Below are 16092 nucleotides of genomic sequence, written 5' to 3' on the forward strand. Positions count from 1 at the left end.
TCCGCGCCAGTCGCTAGGAGTCCAGCGCCCGGGTCAGGGTCCAGACGTTGCGCCCCTCGGAGCGCTCGTGCTCGAACGTGGTCGTCAGCGCCTGGATGAGGGCGAGCCCGCGGCCCGACTCGGCGAAGACGTCCGGCATCTCCCGCGGCCCCGTGCCGATGTCCGGAGGATCGGCCGTGTCGACCAGCTCCGCGTGGATCGCGTCTCCCTCGACGCGCACGACGAGGCGGCAGACGATCGTCGTCGTCGACGTCGCGTGCTGGATGACGTTGTCGACCAGCTCGACCAGCGCCGTCTCGACGGCCATGCGGTCGCGGGTCGGCAGGTCCGGGCGCTCGCCCCAGAGCTCGGCGAGCATCTCGTGGACGACCTCGGTGTCGTCCGGGGGCGTGCGGAACCCGACGCTGCGCTCAGTCACGGTACGCGTCGCCGGCCGTGTCGAAGAGGGTGAGCACCCGGTCGAGGTTGGACAGCTGCAGCACCATCACGACCTGCTCGCTGGGCGCCGCGATCCGCAGGTCGCCGCCCGCCTGCCGCGCGGTCTTGAGAGCGCCGACCAGGGCGCCGAGGCCGGAGGAGTCCATGAACGTCACCGCGCTGAGCTCGACGACGATGCGGGGGCTGCCCTCGTCGATCGCCCGGCGGACGGCCGAGCGCAGCTCCGGAGCCGAGGCCGCGTTGAGCCGCCCCTCCCCCCGCAGCACGGCGATGTCGGGGGCGATCGTCTCGGTCGTGAACGTCATGCGGGGTCCTTCTCGGCGGAGCGGTCGGCGCCCGTGCGGGTCAGCACGAGGGCGGTGATGTCGTCGGACGCGGAGCCGGAGGCGGCGAGCGCCCTCAGCGCCTGCAGGAACGCGGCGGTGTCGGCGGAGTCGCGGGCGAGATCGACCGCGCGCGCCAGGGACTGCAGCGTCCCGTCGTAGAGGTCGAGGACGCCGTCGGTGAAGGCCAGGAGCGAGTCGCCGACCGCGAGCTCCACGGTCTGGGTGATCCAGCCGCCGTCCTCCGCGATGCCCAGCGGGAGGCCCAGTGCCGCGAGCCGCTGGAATGAGCCGTCGGCGCGGAGGAGGACGGTGAGCCCGTGGCCCGCGTCGACGAAGTCGATCCGGCCGGACGCGGTGTCGAGGCGCCCGTGGAAGAGGGTCGCGAAGGTCTCGGTGGCCGTGAAGTCGTCGTGCAGCTGGGCGCTCACCGCGCTGACGACCGCGTCGGGGTCGCCGCCCAGGCGCGCCCGGAACGCGGAGCGGATCGAGGCGGCCACGATCGCCGCTGCCGTCCCCTTGCCCATCACGTCCACGAGGGTCAGGTCGACCGTCTCGTCGTCGCCGCGCCAGCTGTAGAAGTCGCCGGTGATCGTCCACCGCGGCAGCGAGAGCCCCGAGAGCTCGTAGCCGGCGGGGTGGTGGAGGGAGGAGGGAGCCATCTGCGTCTGCATGTCGGCGGCGCGGTCGCGCTCCGCCGTGTCGCGCAGCTCGCGCTCGACCCACTCGCCGAACTCCTCGAGCAGCTGCCGCTCGTCCGGGGTGAGGCTCCGGGGCACGAAGTCGATGAGGCAGAGGGTGCCCAGCTGCAGGTCGCCCTCGACCGACAGCGGCCGCCCGGCGTAGAAGCGGACGTGCGGGTACCCCGCGACGTGCTCGTGCCCGACCCACGCCTCGTCGGCACCGAGGTCCGGCACGACGAAGGTGGTGCGCTTCTCGAGCGTCGCGTCGCAGAAGGTGCCGGCGCGCGGGTAGGCGAGCACGGCGTCCGGACGCTGTGGGGACTTCGTGAACAGCGTGGTGTCGTCGAGGAAGTGGATCTCGGCCACGGGCACGCGGAACAGCTCCTCGGCCATCCGCGTGATCCGGTCGAAGCGCTCCTCCGGAGCCGACCCCATCATCTCGAGCGCCTCGAGCGCCACCAGCCGCGGATCCTGCTCGGCCTCGATCATCCGTGCCCCCTTCCCCCTGCGCGCCGCGCCGGGACTCCCCGGAGCGCACACGCACCTCCGACCGTATCGCCCCGCCTGACGGGTGGGGGACCTTCGGCGCCTCTGTACCCCTCACGGGGTACGGCTGTCGCAGATCGCGCGGTCGGGAGCGTCGGCGGTGGCCGATCCCGGCCGTCCTCGCCTCCGTCTCTTGCCGCCGGACGGAGCGGACCCCTACTCTTCACCCGACGCTCCCCCGGCGACCCGCGAGCACCCGAAGCCCGCAGGCTCGTGGGCGTCGCCTCAGGAGCGCCCGTGCCCACCCAGCCGCGTCCCCTCCGCCGAACGCGCGCGGAGACGAACCGACCCTCTCGATCCGACGCGCCCCGGCGCGGGAGCCCGCTCGCTGCGGCGCTCCTGCTGGTGACCGCCCTGATCCTCCCGCTCGCCGCCGCGCCGACCGCGTCCGCCGTCGACTCGGCGGGCGACGAGTACGACGCGATGCGCCTCGGCCTCGTCGCCGATCTGACGGGCACGATCCCCGGCAGCCTGAGCGTCGGCGGCCTCGCCGCGGCGAAGGGCCGCCTCGTCGCTGAGGCCGAGGGCTACTGGTCGACGCTCGAGACCGGCGGCGGCGAGCCCTGGCCCGACCTGGTCACGGGCACCTCGGCGGTGGAGGTGTGGGCCGCCTACAAGCGGGTCACCGTCCTCGCGACCGCGCTGAAGACCCCCGGGACCGCCCTCACCGGCGACCCGGCGCTCCTCCGCGACGTCGTCACGACCGCCGACTGGCTCTCGGCGAACCGCTACAACCGCTCGACCACCGGCACCTCCCGCTGGTGGGAGCAGCAGATCGGCATCCCGCTCGAGCTGAACAGCATCACCGCCCTCCTCTACCCCGACCTCTCGGCGGCGCAGGTGCAGGCCTACCTGTCGGCCTCGACGCGCTTCGCCGACACCGTCACCCGGACCGGCGCCAACCGCGTCTGGACGGCGGCGGTCATCGCCGGGCGGGCGGTGCTGCTGAAGCAGCCGACGAAGATCGCGGAGGCGGCCGCCGGCATCGACCCGGCGCTGCGGACGGTGGCGTCCGGCGACGGCTTCCACGCCGACGGCTCCTTCGTGCAGCACAGCGTCTTCGCCTACAGCGGCGGGTACGGGCTCTCGATGCTCGACACCCTCGACGACCTGTACGCGCTACTCGACGGCTCCCGCTGGGAGATCACGAGCCCGGAGGCGCTCGGCGTGTACGACCGGCTCGCCTCCTCCTTCGCCCCCGTCACCTGGTGCGGCGCCGTGATGTCGACGGTCCGCGGCCGCGAGACCGCGCGGGCGGAGTCGGAGGACGGCGACGTCGGCGTCCAGCTGCAGGCGGCGGTGCTGCGCCTCGCCGACAGCGCCCCGCCCGCGGCCCGGACCCGGACGAACGCGCTGGCGAAGAGCTGGCTGGCCTGCAACGCCGGCAGCCCCGTGAGCATCGAGACGGCCGGATCCGTCAGCGACGTCGTGCGCGCGCGGCTCGTCCTCGCCGACACGGGCCTGACCGCGACCCCGATCGGCTCGGGCGTCCGGGCCTTCGCCGGCATGGACCGCTTCACGCGGACCACGGCGACCTCGGGCTTCGCCGTCGGCCTGTCGAGCACGCGGATCGCCCGCTACGAGTCGCTCAACGGCGAGAACCGCAGCGGCTGGTACACCGGCGACGGAGCGACGTCGCTCCACCTGGGCAGCGGGCGCCAGTACGACGACGGCTACTGGACCACGGCGAACCCGTACCGGATGCCCGGCACCACCGAGGACACGATCGTCCGGAGCGCGGGCGAGGGCGCGTCGTCCCGCCCGACGACGACCTTCACCGGGAGCCTCGAGAGCCCGTCGCGGCGGACGGGGATCGCGGCGCTCGACTTCGACGCGGCGTCGGTGAGCCTGGTCGCGAAGAAGGCCTGGTTCACCTTCGACGACGAGATCCTCGCGCTCGGCTCCGGGATCACGGCGACCGACATGTCCGGGACCGGCTGGGACGGGGCGCGCCGGCGCGCGGAGACGGTGATCGACGACCGCCGCGACCTCGCTCCCGATGCGAGGCTCCGCGTGGACGGCGTCCTCCGCGGTGCGGAGGCGACCGCCACGAGCACCGCCCGCTGGGCCTCGATCACCGGCTCCGCGGAGTCGGTGGGCTACGTCTTCCCGACGCCGATCGCCCTGACCGCGCAGGGGCGGACCCGCACCGGAGCCTGGAGCGCCGTGAGCGCCGCCGGTCCGACGGCGCCGGTGACCGGCCACTACTACTCCCTCACGACGAGCCACGGCACGAACCCGACCGGCGCCTCGTACGCGTACACGGTCCTCCCCGGCGCCTCCGAGGCGGCGACCGCCGCGTACGCGGTGGACCCGGACGTGACCGTGCTCAGCAACACCCCCCAGCTGAGCGCCGCCCGCGACCGCTCGACCGGCACCGTGAGCGCCGTGTCGTGGAAGGCCGGGACCACGAGCCCCGTGCTCGTCGGAGGCACCCGGGTCGCGAGCATCACCGGCGCCGGACTGGTCTCGATCCGGGAGGACGCGGACACGGTGACCGTCTCGACCGTCGACCCGACGCAGGTCTCGACGAGCGCGCTCACCGTGACGCTCGCGCGGCCGACCGCGGGCACGGTGTCCTCGAGCGCCGCCTTGAGCGTGACGAGCAGGACGAGCACCGCGACGACGATCACGTTCCGGCCGAGCGGGCTGAAGGGAGCGACGGCGTCCATCGTGCTCGCGAAGAGCGCCGCCACCCCGGTATCGACGGCCACGCCCACGCCGACCGCGACCGCCGCGCCGACCTCGACCTCCACGCCGACCGCCACCGCGACTCCGCTCGCCGCCGTCGGGGCCGGCACCCACCAGAACGGCTCGCCGGCCGTCGCCGACACGGGCACCTGGTCCACGACCTCCTCCTCCGCGGACAGCGGCGGCGGCGTCTCCTTCTCGTCGACGGGGGGCGCCTCGGCGACCCTCCGCTTCACCGGCACCGGAGTCTCGTGGGTGAGCCGCCGGTCCAGCACGTCCGGGATCGACGAGGTCCGCCTCGACGGCGTCCTCGTGGCCTCGGTCGACCGCTACAGCGCCACCACCCGCTCCGCCCAGACCGTCTGGACCAGCGGCATCCTTCCCGCCGGCACCCACACCGTCACGATCACCCGCGGCAGCACGCGGAATGCGGCGGCGACCGGGGGCAACCTGATCCACGACGCCTTCGTCGTGAGGGGCTGACCGCCCGGCTATCACCGGCCGCGGTGCCTGGCCAGGCCCTCGCCCGGTGGCGGGCGGGCCCGTAGCGTCGCCCGGACCGATCGACCCGCCGGGGTCACGGCGAGAGGACGCGCCATGAGCAGCACGAGCGACATGATCCGGAGCCACCCCGAGGAGCTGCGCGGCGTCGATCCGGAGGTCCTGGCCGAGTGCATCGACGCGTGCGGCGCCTGCGCACTCACCTGCACCGCCTGCGCCGACGCGTGCCTCGGCGAGGAGTCGGTCAACGAGCTGGTCCACTGCATCCGCTCCGACCTCGCCTGCGCCGACGTGTGCGCCGCGACCGGCGCCGTGCTCTCCCGCCGCGGCGTCGTCGGATCCGCGGCCGTCCGCGCCCTCGTCGAGGCCTGCCTCCTGGCCTGCCGCGCCTGCGCCGACGACTGCGAGCAGCACGCCGGGATGCACGAGCACTGCCGGATCTGCGCCGAGGCCTGCCGCCGCTGCGAGCAGGCGTGCGAGAGGCTGCTCGCGCAGCTCTGAGCGCGGGCTCCACCGCGGGCACCTCCCCCACCGGACTCGACGGGCGGCTGTCAACCGTCCTGCCCTGAGCGTCCGGCGCTCCTACGGTCGGTGGCGAGCACGGCGTCGTCGGGGCTCGGAGCGATCACAGGCGGTCCTTCCGTCCCCGACGATCCGCAGACGCTCGAGATGGAGGACGACCGTGGCCCAGACCAGCACCGAGCGCGACCGCACCGCGCCCGACCCCGACGACTCCCGCAAGCCCGACGGACCGACCGAGGTCACCAAGCGCTCGTGGGGCTACGTCCTCAAGAAGACGCTCCGCGAGTTCGGCGCCGACCAGTGCACGGACATCGCGGCCGGACTCACCTACTACGCCGTCCTCGCGCTGTTCCCCGGGCTGCTCGCGATCGTCTCCATCCTCGGCCTCTTCGGCCAGGCCGAGACCACGACCGACACCGTGCTCGAGATCGCCGGCGGGTTCGTCTCGGCCGACGTCCTCGACACGGTCCGCGGCCCCCTGCAGGAGCTCACTTCCAGCCCCGCCGCCGGTCTGGCGTTCGTCACCGGTGTCCTCGGCGCCCTCTGGTCCGCCTCCGGCTACGTCGGCGCGTTCGGGCGCGGCATGAACCGCGTCTACGAGATCGACGAGGGCCGCCCGATCTGGAAGCTGCGCCCCACGATGCTCGCCGTCACCCTCGTGACGGTCCTCCTGCTCGTGATCGCCGGGCTGATCCTCGTGCTCAGCGGACCCGTCGCGCAGACCATCGGCGACGCCGTCGGCCTCGGCGAGGTCGCCCTGACGGTGTGGAGCATCGCCAAGTGGCCGGTGCTGATCGCGATCATGGTCGTCATCGTCGCGGTCCTCTACCACTGGTCCCCCAACGTCCGGCAGCCGAAGTTCCGCTGGACCAGCATGGGCTCGATCCTCGCCCTCGTCGTCTGGGCGCTGGCCTCGGCCGGCTTCGCGTTCTACGTCGCCAACTTCAGCAACTACAACAAGACCTACGGCGCGCTCGGCGGCGTGATCGTCTTCCTCCTCTGGCTCTGGATCACGAACCTCGCCCTGCTCTTCGGGGCCGAGTTCGACGCCGAGCTCGAGCGCGGCCGCCAGCTGCAGGCCGGCATCGAAGCCGAGGAGCACATCCAGCTCCCGCCCCGCGACACCCGGCAGAGCGAGAAGAAGGCGGAGAAGCACGCCGAGGACGTCGCCGACGGCCGCGAGCTCCGCGAGAGCGCCGGACACCCGGAGCGATGACCCCGATCGGGCGGGACCTCCCGGCCCATTAGAGGAGCCGCCTCCCCCCGGCAACCCTCTTGAGGGCCCGCGGGCGGCGCGCGGAGGCTGGACGCATGCGGAAACTGCACTACTCCAGCGGCCACCTCCTCGTCGGCGACCTGACCTGCAAGGCGGTCCTCCGGTACGCCCGGGCCCTCGCGGACGTCAACAAGTCGGACGTCGTCTCGGTGCCTGTCCTGACCGAGGGCGGCGGCCGCGCCTACGCCCACCTGCTGATCGGGCCGGCGAGCCAGCTCTGGTCGCTGCCGATCGACAGCAGCGAGGTGGAGGAGCCGGACGACGCGGAGGTCATCGCCCACATCGAGCTCGAGACGCGCCGCATGCAGCCGGCCCGTCCCTCGTGGAGCGAGGAGATGACGGACATCCCGCCGCTGGACTTCCTCGAGTACACCGACATCGCCGACCTCGAGGACGCCCGGCGCGACCCGACGGACTAGGCCGCCGCCGGCTCCTCGGTGGAGCGGGAGTCGCTGAGGGACAGCGAGCCGATCGTCGCGATCACGCCGACGAGGACCGCCACGACCAGGAAGGCGACCCGCTCACCCGCGAAGAAGCTCCGGACGAGGTCTGCGCTCCACGCGCCCGCCGGGAGGGTGGTCGCCACCAGTGCGGCGATCAGCGTGCCGACGACGGCCGTGCCGATGCTGGTGCCGATCTCCTGGGCCGTGTCGTTGAGCGCCGCACCGATCGACGTGCGGTTCGCGGGCATCGCCTCGACGAGGGCGACGGCGCAGATGGTCATGATCGTCCGCAGGCCCACCGTCATCACGACCATCATCACGGCGATCGCGAGGTAGCCCCGGTCCACCGCCCAGGACATCCCGAGCAGCGCGCCGACCAGGAGCCCGGTGCCGATCAGGCAGGCCGCGCGGTGCCCCAGCTTCGAGGCGAGGCGCTCGGTGATCGGAGTGGCGGCGAGCATCGTGACGATGACGGGCAGGTTCGCGAGGCCGGCGCGCACCGGGCTCCAGCCGTAGGCGTACTGGAAGTGCAGGATCAGGCCGAACAGGACGCTCGCGAAGGCGACCGAGGCGCCGAGCTGCGTGAGCGCCGCTCCCCGCGCGGGGCCGGCGCGGAAGATCGCGAGGTCGATCATAGGCGAGACGGCGCGGCGCTCGCGGACGACGAATCCCGCGACGGCCGCGACGGTCCCCGCGGCGCAGGCGATCGTGAGGAGCGACAGCCAGCCGTTCTCGACTCCGCTGGTGAGCGTGTAGCAGCCGAGCCCCACCGCGGCGACGGTGAGGGCGGTCCCCGGCAGGTCGAGCCGCTCGGAGGTGAGGTCGGCGCGCTGGTCCGCGGGGACTCCGAGGCGCACGCCGATCCAGACCAGCAGCGCGATCGGGGCGTTGACGACGAGCAGCCACTGCCAGCTGACGGTGCTGAGGATCGAGCCGCCGAGGAGGGGGCCGAGGACCATGCCGGACATCCCGACGATCATCACGATCGTGATCGACCGCATGCGGAGCCTCTCGTCGTCGAAGAGCCGGAACACCAGCGACATCGTGACGGGCGCCATGGCGGCCGCGGCGCAGCCGAGCGCCGCGCGGAGGGCGATCAGCTGGCCGATGTCGGTGACGAGGACGACGGCGAGGCTGATCAGCCCGAACGCGGCGAGGCCGGTGAGGAGCACGCGGCGGCGGCCGAACCGGTCGGCGGCGGACCCGGCTGTCAGCAGCAGCCCGCCGAAGGTCAGGGAGTAGGCACCGGTCACCCACTGCAGTCCGGCGGTCGACCCGTCGAGTGAGCGTCCGATCGTCGGGAGGGCGATCGAGAGCAGCGTGTTGTCGACCATCTCGACGAAGAACGCGAGGCAGAGAGCGGCGAGCGGGAGTGCCGCGGAGCGGAGGGAGGTGTGAGCGCGGGACTCGGCGGAGGTGGTCGTCGGAGCGGACATCGAGGCGCCTTCCTATCGAACGCCGTTCGACTCTCGTACGGCGTTCGATAGTATGGAACGCCGTTCGGTAAGATGCAAGCCATGCCTGCAGATCGCCCGACGGAGACCGCTGCCGCGCCCTCCCCCGCCCGGGGCCGCCGCCGAGCGTCGCACTCGCTCGACACCGTGCTGGCCGAGGCGATCGCGATCCTCGACGAGTCCGGGGAGTCGGCCCTCACGTTCCGCGCGCTCGCGGCCCGACTCGGCGGCGGTGTGGCGAGCATCTACTGGTACGTCGGCAGCCGCGACGAGCTGCTGGAGCGGGCGACCGACGAGGTCATGGGTCGGGTCCTCGCCGACAGCGAGCCGCTCATCCACGGGCCGGACCCGATCGACAACGTCCGCGCCGTCGCACTGGCCCTCTTCGACGAGTGCGTCCGCCGACCCTGGTTCGGCCTCTACATGCTCCGCACGACCGGGGTGCAGCCCAACTCGATGGCGATGTACGAGCGCCTCGGGCAGCAGCTCATGGCTCTCGACCTGACGCCCCGGCAGCGGTTCCACGCCGTGTCGTCCATCGTCAGCTACGTCGTCGGAGTCGCGGCCGACCTGGCGCAGCCGCCGCCCCGCGAGTTCCTCGAGAGCGGGATGGAGAGGGGCGAGTTCCTCGAGCACCTGGCCGACCGCTGGCGCGCCCTCGATCCGGAGGAGTTCCCCTTCGGCCACCACGCGGCCGACGTCATGGCGACGCACGACGACCTCGACGTGTTCCGCTCCGGCCTCGACCTGCTGCTGGCCGGGCTCCGGCTGCAGGCGGGGCGGGGCTGAGGCCGGGTCAGCTCCCCGAGGTCCGCCGGATCGCGACCACGGTCACGTCGTCCGCCAGCAGCCCCTCGGCCGCCAGGCGGGTGACACCGGCGACCGCGGCGGCGGCGGTCGCAGGGGCGGCGACGGCCGCGTCGGCCACCCTGTCGAGGGCGGCGAGGGAGCCGTCGAAGAGGTCCAGCACGCCGTCGCTGCAGATCAGCAGCAGGTCGCCGGGGTGGAGCCGGAGGCCGGTCGGCTCCCACTCCTGCGTGCCGAGGAGGCCGAGCGGCAGGTGGGCGGAGGGGATGCGCTCGCGCGAGCCGTCGGCGCGGCAGACGATCCCGAGTCCGTGCCCGGCGTCGACGAGCGCGATGTCGCCGGTCGAGGCGCTGAGCCGCAGGTGGAGGAGCGTGACGAACGCGTCGTTCGCCGACAGATCCGGCTCGACGACCCGGTCGATGAGCGCCATCGTCGCCGCGGGGCCGAGGGCGGGAGGAGTGACGCGCAGGGCGGCGCGGACCGTGGCGGCGATCATCGCGGCGCCGACCCCCTTGCCCATCACGTCGGCGACGGTGACGGCGAGCCCGTCGGGCGTGCAGCGCCAGTCGAAGAAGTCGCCGCTCACCGTCCCGCTGGGCACGCAGGCGCCGGCGACGTCGTAGCCCGGGAGGTCCGGGACCGAGCGGGGCTCGAGCCGCCGCTGCACCCTCTCGCCGTCGGCGAGCTCCTGCCGCGAGCGGGCGGCGCCGGCGGTGAGCATCTGCGCGACCTGCTCGCCGCTGAGCGACGCCATGCTGAACGACACCACGACCAGCAGCACCAGCGTGATCAGCGTGGTGGTCGGGGTCCCGAACCAGGTCGCGAACAGCTCGCTGCGCAGCCCCGCGGCCAGGAACACGGCGAACCGGAGCGCGTAGTAGAGGGAGAGGGCGCCGGAGCTCAGCAGCAGCGGCCAGCGCGTGCGCGAGCGCCCGGCGCCGAGCAGCGCGATCTCGCGGGTCGACAGGCCGATGAGGAGCGCCATCGAGGCGAGGTAGAGCGGCCCTCCCGACCAGTCGTTGACGGCGGGCGAGTCGAGGCTGGACACGCCCGTCACCACCACGGTCGGAGCGACCACCAGCCACCACGGCGTCGGCCGGCCGCGGAGGGAGCGGCTCGCCGCCCAGACCGCGGCGGCGCCGGCCACGATGAGCCCGTTGCCGAGCGGATTCGCCCACACCTGGTCGGCCGTGCCGTCGCGGAGGTAGGCGAGCGAGCCGCCCATGAACAGCGCGAGCGCCGTGCACCACCAGAAGCTGAAGGACGAGCGCGTCGACCGGTAGGTGACCAGCGCGAACAGCAGGAAGAGGGTGAGGGCGGTGACCCCGAAGGCGACGCGGAGGGTCGTGGCATCGAGCAAGGCGGGTCCGTGGCCCTTCCAGGAGACCGAGCGGCGGAGCGGCGGACGGGCGCCGTGATCAAGGGGATCCTGGCACGGCGCGCGGGCCGCACGGGGCGCGCCGTGGAGGCCGGCCCCGGGGATCCGCGGCAGTGCGGCCCGTCCGCCCACCCGACGGGGGGAGCAGGAGGGGAGCTCGCACGTTCGAGGAGAGACCACCGCCCTCGCGCTCGATACAGCATCGCGTGTACCGTCGCTCCCGTGCCCGCCACCGCGACCCTCACCCACTCCGCTGCTCTCGCGCGCCTCGGATCCGCCCTGGCCGACGAGACGCGGTCCCGGATCCTGCTCGCGCTGCGCGAGGCTCCGGCCGTCCCCTCCGACCTCGCGGACGCGCTCGGGGTCTCGCGGCAGGTGATGTCGAATCAGCTCGCGTGCCTCCGCGGATGCGGGCTGGTCGAGGCCGTGAAGGACGGCCGGTACACCTGGTACCGGCTGGCCGAGACCCGGATCGCCGGGGCGCTCGACCACCTGCTCCGCCTGGCCCTGGTCGTCGATCCGGACTGCTGCTCCGGCGACGACTGCCGCTGCGCATGAGCGCCCTGCGCGCTCCGCTCCTCCCCGCCCGCCGCCGCGTGCTGCAGAGGCGCATCCGCTGGATCGTCGGCGCGACGATCGGCTACAACGTAGTGGAGGCGATCGTGGCCCTCGCCGCCGGGACGGTCGCGTCGTCCACCGCGCTCGTCGCCTTCGGCCTCGACTCCGTGGTGGAGGTGCTCTCCGCCGCGGCCGTCGCCTGGCAGTTCTCGGGCCGCGATCCGGAGGCGCGCGAGCGCACCGCCCTGCGGGTGATCGCCGTCTCGTTCCTCGGCCTGGCCGCGTTCGTCGCCGTCGACTCGATCTGGGCGCTGCTCGGATTCTCGGAGGCCCAGCACTCGCCCGTCGGCATCGTGCTGGCCGCCGTCAGCCTGCTGGTGATGCCCGCGTTCTCCCTGCTCGAGCGCCGGACCGGCCGCGAGCTCGGCTCGGTCTCGGCCGTCGCCGACTCGAAGCAGACGCTCCTCTGCTCGTACCTCTCCGCCGCCGTCCTGGTGGGCCTGCTGCTGAACAGCACGCTCGGATGGACGTGGGCCGACCCCGTCGCCGGCCTCGTGATCGCCGCGGTCGCCGTCCGCGAGGGCCTGGAGGCCTGGCGCGGCGAGTCCTGCACGACGCCGATCTCCGCGCTGACGAGCGAGGACTCCGAGGCCTGCGGCTGCTGCTGACGGGGGCGGGACGGCGCGGCGCACATCGGCGGTGGACGACCTCCGTCAGGACTTCGTCGCGAGGCCGGCGGCCGATCGGACCCGCTCCGGAGCTACCGACGGCCGGCCCGCGCCTCGACGACGTGCCGGCACCCGACCCCGCCGCGCTCCAGCTCCTCGCGCTCGCGGCGGAGCCCGACGCGGACCCGCCGCGCCTCGGCCAGCGGCAGCACCGCCTCCGGATCGACGGTCGCCAGCAGGAGCGCCGCCCGCGACCTCGCCGCCACCCGCACGTCGAGGCACGGCGTCGCCTCGGCGAGTCCGAGCAGCGCGGCCACCAGCAGCTCCAGCTCGACCGCCGTCGCGTGGAGCACCAGCACCCGCGAGGCCGGGCTCGACGGGCGGCGGACGAGGAGCGTCGCTCCGGTCATCGTCGCCGCCCTCCCCTGCCCGGGACCGGTCCGGGAGGTCCGCCCCGCCTCGGCCCTCGGCGACCGCCCGCGCGACGTCGGCGTGCACGCATGGGGTTCCTTCTCTCGTCCTGCTGCGGTGCGAACCGCGCCGCACCTCCATCCCACGACTCGGGCACCCGGCCGGGGAGAGGGTTGCCACGCGCGCGTCGGCGGGTCAGGAGGCGCCGGGGCCGCCGGGGATGAGAGGGTTGCGCGATGTCCACTGCGAGCGTGCCGTCGCCGCGCGCCGGAGTCCGGACCCGGCGCTTCCGGCGCCTCGCCCGCACGGGCTTCGCCGTCAACGGACTGATCCACCTCCTGATCGGCGGCCTCGCCCTGCGCGTCGCGGTCAGCGACGAGACCTCGCGGGAGGCGGACGCGTCCGGAGCGATCGGGCGCATGGCCGACTCCCCCGTCGGGCTCGTGGTGGCCTGGGCCGCGCTGGTCGGGCTGGTCGCGCTCGGCCTCTGGCAGCTCTCCCTCGGCGGGCGCTCCTCCGCGCCGGGCCTCCCCGCCCGCCTGGGCCGCCGGATCGTCGAATCCGGCAAGGGCTTCGCCTCGCTCACCCTCGCGGGCACCACGCTCGTCTTCGCCCTCGGCGGTTCGACGAGCTCCTCGGCCACGATCCGCCGCATCAACACCGAGCTGCTGACGAGCACGGTCGGCGTCGTGATCCTCGTGATCGTCGGCGGGATCGTGCTGGGCAGCGGGATCGGCTTCGTCGCGATCGGGATCCGGCGCGGCTTCCGCAAGCTCGTCCGCATCCCCGAGGGCCCGACGGGGACGGCCGTGCTGATCCTCGGCGCGACCGGTTACATCACGAAGGGGCTCGCTCTGGGCCTGGCCGGCGGGATCTTCGTGGTCGCGGCGCTGACCGGCGACGCCCGCCAGGCGACCGGGCTCGACGGGGCCATCCGCTTCCTCGACGTCCCTCCGTACGGCACGATCGCCCTGACTCTCGTCAGCGCGGGACTGGTCATGTACGGGCTGTTCCTCGTCGCCCGGGCGAAGCTCGCGAAGCTCTGAGCCGACGCGGCAGTCGTTCACAGTCGCCACCCATATCGCTGAGTATCGTTCGGAGAAACAGGAGGTCATCATGAACGGATCGTCATCGACCGGCGCGTTCGGCACCGGCACGCCCATCGAGAGCATCTGGCGCGCGATGGAGCAGGCCCGCTCCCGCATGGAGAAGCGCGTCGGCTCCCGGGTCGGCCGCGGGGACGTGCGCACCGCGGTGCTCGCGCTCCTCGCCGAGCAGCCCATGCACGGCTACCAGATCATCCGCGAGATCGAGGAGCGCAGCGGAGGCGACTGGAAGCCGAGCCCCGGCTCCGTCTACCCGACCCTCCAGCTCCTCGCGGACGAGGGCCTCATCACGGCCGACGAGCAGAACGGCCGCAAGACCTACACGCTGACCGACGCCGGCCGCGCGACGGTCGCCGAGCACGGCACCTCGACCCCGTGGAACGACTCCGACCACGTCGACTTCGGCGCCCTGCCCAAGGCGGGCCTCGAGCTCGCCCAGGCCGCGGCCCAGGTCGGACGCTCGGGCACCCCCGAGCAGATCCGCAAGGCCGTCGCCGAACTCGAGGACGTGCGCCGCCGCCTGTACGCGATCCTCGCGCAGGACTGACCCGGGTGGCCTCGGTCAGCCCGGGTCCTGCCGCCCCGGGCCACCGAGAGCGGGAGGACCGGCGGCGCTACCGCCGGATCCTCCGCTTCGCCGCGTGGCATCTCGCGGTCACCTGGTTCTTCGACCTGCTCCTGCCGCGGGTGGGGCTCACGCGCGTCGCGCTCCGCACCCGGCCCGGCCGGATGCGCCGCTTCGCCCGCAGCTTCCACGTGCTCGCGGTCGACCTCGGCGGCCTGATGATCAAGGTCGGCCAGTTCATGTCGTCGCGCCTGGACGTGCTGCCGCCCGAGATCACCCGCGAGCTGGAGGGGCTGCAGGACGAGGTCCCGCCCGTCCCGTTCCCGCGGATCCGGGCGCTGGCCGAGTCCGAGCTCGGGCTGCCGCTCGAGCGCGCCTACGCCGGAGTGGACGAGTCGCCCGTCGCCGCCGCCTCTCTCGGGCAGGCTCACCGCGCCCGGCTCTCCCCCGTCGACGCCGAGGACACCGGCTACTCCGCCGCCATCATGAAGGTGCAGCGGCCGGGGATCGACCAGATCGTCGAGGTCGACCTCGCGGCTCTGCGCCGCGTCGGCGGCTGGCTCAGCCACGTGCGCCTGGTCTCGGACCGCGTCGACGCCCCGGCGCTCGTCGAGGAGTTCGCGGTCACCAGCCTCGAGGAGATCGACTACCTGCAGGAGGCGGCCAACTCCGTCCGCTTCGCCGCCGACTTCGCGGGCGACGCCCGGGTGGCCGTCCCGGACGTGGTCTGGGAGCGCTCGACCCGCAAGGTCCTCACGCTCGAGGACGTCACCGCGATCAAGATCACGGACCACGCCGCGCTGCTGGCCGCCGGGATCGATCCGCGGGAGGTCGCTCCGGTCTTCGCGGCCGTGATGTTCGACCAGCTCTTCACCAACGGCTACTTCCACGCGGATCCGCACCCCGGCAACGTCTTCGTCACGCCGACCCCCGGGGGCGAGCTGCCCTGGCGCCTCACCTTCATCGACTTCGGGATGATGGGCGAGGTGCCGCCGAGCACCCGTGCGGGCCTGCGCCGGATGCTGATCGCCGCCGCCTCCCGCGACGGCAAGGGTCTCGTCGACGCGGCCCGCGCGGTCGGCGTCCTCCTCCCCTCGGCCGACTCCCGTGAGCTGGAGCGGGCGCTGACGCAGCTCTTCGCCCGCTTCGGCGGCATGGGCTTCGCCGAGCTGCGGGAGGTGGATCCGCGCGAGTTCCGCGACTTCGCCGTGCAGTTCGGGGACGTCGTGCGCGCGCTGCCGTTCCAGCTCCCCGAGAACTTCCTGCTCGTCATCCGCGCGATGTCGCTGACCTCGGGCGTCTGCAGCGCGCTCGACCCGGCCTTCAACCTGTGGGACTCGGTCGAGCCCTACGCGCAGCAGCTGATCCGCGAGGAGCGCGGCTCCGTCGTGCAGGACGTCGGCAAGCAGGCCGTCGACACGCTCGGCCTGATCTGGCGCCTGCCGCGCCGGCTCGACGAGCTCGTCACGACCCTCGACGACGGCGAGCTCGCGGTCACCGTCCCCACCATCGAGCGCCGGCTGAACCGGCTCGAGGGCACCGTCCGCCGCGTGATCTCGGCCGTGCTGTTCGCGGGCCTGCTGATCGCGGGCGCCGTCGTGCGCCCGGACGACAGCGGCTTCGGCACGGTGCTGATGATCGCGTCGGCACTGCCGCTGCTGCACGCCCTGCTGGCCCGCGGCCCGCGCGGCTGAGAGCCGCCGTCCGAGCCCCGGGAGACCA

The 16092-nt window shown here is 73.6% G+C and carries 16 protein-coding genes; 10 read left to right on the plus strand and 6 right to left on the minus strand.

Translation table 11 applies throughout. The features are described 5' to 3' along the window. Nucleotides 1-13 precede the first annotated feature (13 nt). The 3 genes from GTU71_RS10665 to GTU71_RS10675 are packed head-to-tail and all read right to left on the minus strand — an operon-like array spanning nucleotide 14 to nucleotide 1933. The gene (locus GTU71_RS10665; protein WP_104256700.1) at nucleotides 14-418 is read right to left on the minus strand and encodes an ATP-binding protein; all 405 of its coding nucleotides are present in this window, start codon (nucleotides 416-418) and stop codon (nucleotides 14-16) included. Beyond that, entirely contained in the window at nucleotides 411-743 is a 333-nt protein-coding gene (locus tag GTU71_RS10670; RefSeq protein ID WP_104224279.1) for an STAS domain-containing protein, read from the minus strand. Before GTU71_RS10670 ends, GTU71_RS10665 begins: the two co-directional genes overlap by 8 nt. Then, a complete protein-coding gene (locus GTU71_RS10675; protein ID WP_104282584.1) occupies nucleotides 740-1933 on the minus strand; it encodes a GAF domain-containing SpoIIE family protein phosphatase in 1194 nt (397 codons plus the stop codon). Before GTU71_RS10675 ends, GTU71_RS10670 begins: the two co-directional genes overlap by 4 nt. Nucleotides 1934-2335: 402 nt before the next feature. Here GTU71_RS10675 and GTU71_RS10680 point away from each other — a divergent pair, with 402 nt between their 5' ends. The 4 genes from GTU71_RS10680 to GTU71_RS10695 all read left to right on the plus strand — a co-directional run bounded on the left by GTU71_RS10680 (nucleotide 2336) and on the right by GTU71_RS10695 (nucleotide 7399). Continuing rightward, nucleotides 2336-5164: a polysaccharide lyase 8 family protein gene (locus GTU71_RS10680; protein WP_159940023.1), complete on the plus strand. Its 2829-nt coding sequence runs from the start codon at nucleotides 2336-2338 to the stop codon at nucleotides 5162-5164. A gap of 114 nt (nucleotides 5165-5278) precedes the next feature. Further along, on the plus strand, nucleotides 5279-5683 hold the full coding sequence (locus GTU71_RS10685) for a four-helix bundle copper-binding protein (protein WP_159940025.1): 405 nt from the start codon (nucleotides 5279-5281) through the stop codon (nucleotides 5681-5683). A gap of 181 nt (nucleotides 5684-5864) precedes the next feature. After that, a complete protein-coding gene (locus tag GTU71_RS10690; protein ID WP_159940027.1) occupies nucleotides 5865-6920 on the plus strand; it encodes a YihY/virulence factor BrkB family protein in 1056 nt (351 codons plus the stop codon). A gap of 95 nt (nucleotides 6921-7015) precedes the next feature. Further along, complete coding sequence (locus GTU71_RS10695) at nucleotides 7016-7399, plus strand: hypothetical protein (RefSeq protein WP_104261204.1); 384 nt, start codon at nucleotides 7016-7018, stop codon at nucleotides 7397-7399. On the opposite strand, the gene GTU71_RS10700 is transcribed toward GTU71_RS10695, so the two are convergent. Further along, nucleotides 7396-8859, minus strand: a complete 1464-nt coding sequence (locus tag GTU71_RS10700) for an MFS transporter (protein WP_159940029.1) — start codon at nucleotides 8857-8859, stop codon at nucleotides 7396-7398. The genes GTU71_RS10695 and GTU71_RS10700 overlap by 4 nt on opposite strands. Nucleotides 8860-8940: 81 nt before the next feature. Here GTU71_RS10700 and GTU71_RS10705 point away from each other — a divergent pair, with 81 nt between their 5' ends. Further along, nucleotides 8941-9666 carry a TetR/AcrR family transcriptional regulator gene (locus GTU71_RS10705; protein ID WP_208543579.1) on the plus strand — a complete coding sequence of 242 codons (726 nt, stop codon included), beginning with the start codon at nucleotides 8941-8943 and terminating at the stop codon, nucleotides 9664-9666. A 7-nt stretch (nucleotides 9667-9673) separates the two neighbouring features. On the opposite strand, the gene GTU71_RS10710 is transcribed toward GTU71_RS10705, so the two are convergent. After that, the gene (locus GTU71_RS10710; RefSeq protein ID WP_104269622.1) at nucleotides 9674-11044 is read right to left on the minus strand and encodes a PP2C family protein-serine/threonine phosphatase; all 1371 of its coding nucleotides are present in this window, start codon (nucleotides 11042-11044) and stop codon (nucleotides 9674-9676) included. 240 nt (nucleotides 11045-11284) lie between these two features. Between GTU71_RS10710 and GTU71_RS10715 the strand changes: the two genes are divergently transcribed. Both GTU71_RS10715 and GTU71_RS10720 read left to right on the plus strand, forming a co-directional pair. Beyond that, nucleotides 11285-11620, plus strand: coding sequence for a metalloregulator ArsR/SmtB family transcription factor (locus tag GTU71_RS10715; protein WP_104234042.1), 336 nt, complete (start codon nucleotides 11285-11287; stop codon nucleotides 11618-11620). Continuing rightward, nucleotides 11617-12288: a cation transporter gene (locus GTU71_RS10720; RefSeq protein WP_159940033.1), complete on the plus strand. Its 672-nt coding sequence runs from the start codon at nucleotides 11617-11619 to the stop codon at nucleotides 12286-12288. The genes GTU71_RS10715 and GTU71_RS10720 overlap by 4 nt, the downstream gene beginning before the upstream one ends. Before the next feature lie 92 nt (nucleotides 12289-12380). Here the strand turns inward: GTU71_RS10720 and GTU71_RS10725 are convergent, their stop codons facing one another. Then, nucleotides 12381-12698, minus strand: a complete 318-nt coding sequence (locus tag GTU71_RS10725; protein WP_104329268.1) for a hypothetical protein — start codon at nucleotides 12696-12698, stop codon at nucleotides 12381-12383. A 237-nt stretch (nucleotides 12699-12935) separates the two neighbouring features. Here GTU71_RS10725 and GTU71_RS10730 point away from each other — a divergent pair, with 237 nt between their 5' ends. From GTU71_RS10730 to GTU71_RS10740, 3 genes are all read left to right on the plus strand, one after another. Next, nucleotides 12936-13745, plus strand: a complete 810-nt coding sequence (locus GTU71_RS10730) for a DUF1206 domain-containing protein (protein ID WP_159940035.1) — start codon at nucleotides 12936-12938, stop codon at nucleotides 13743-13745. A gap of 70 nt (nucleotides 13746-13815) precedes the next feature. Continuing rightward, entirely contained in the window at nucleotides 13816-14352 is a 537-nt protein-coding gene (locus tag GTU71_RS10735) for a PadR family transcriptional regulator (protein ID WP_104224292.1), read from the plus strand. A 5-nt stretch (nucleotides 14353-14357) separates the two neighbouring features. After that, the gene (locus GTU71_RS10740; RefSeq protein ID WP_104267906.1) at nucleotides 14358-16064 is read left to right on the plus strand and encodes an AarF/UbiB family protein; all 1707 of its coding nucleotides are present in this window, start codon (nucleotides 14358-14360) and stop codon (nucleotides 16062-16064) included. Nucleotides 16065-16092: the final 28 nt, after the last annotated feature.

This window comes from Rathayibacter sp. VKM Ac-2762, from assembly GCF_009866585.1.
In the GTDB taxonomy this organism is placed as follows: Bacteria; Actinomycetota; Actinomycetes; order Actinomycetales; family Microbacteriaceae; genus Rathayibacter.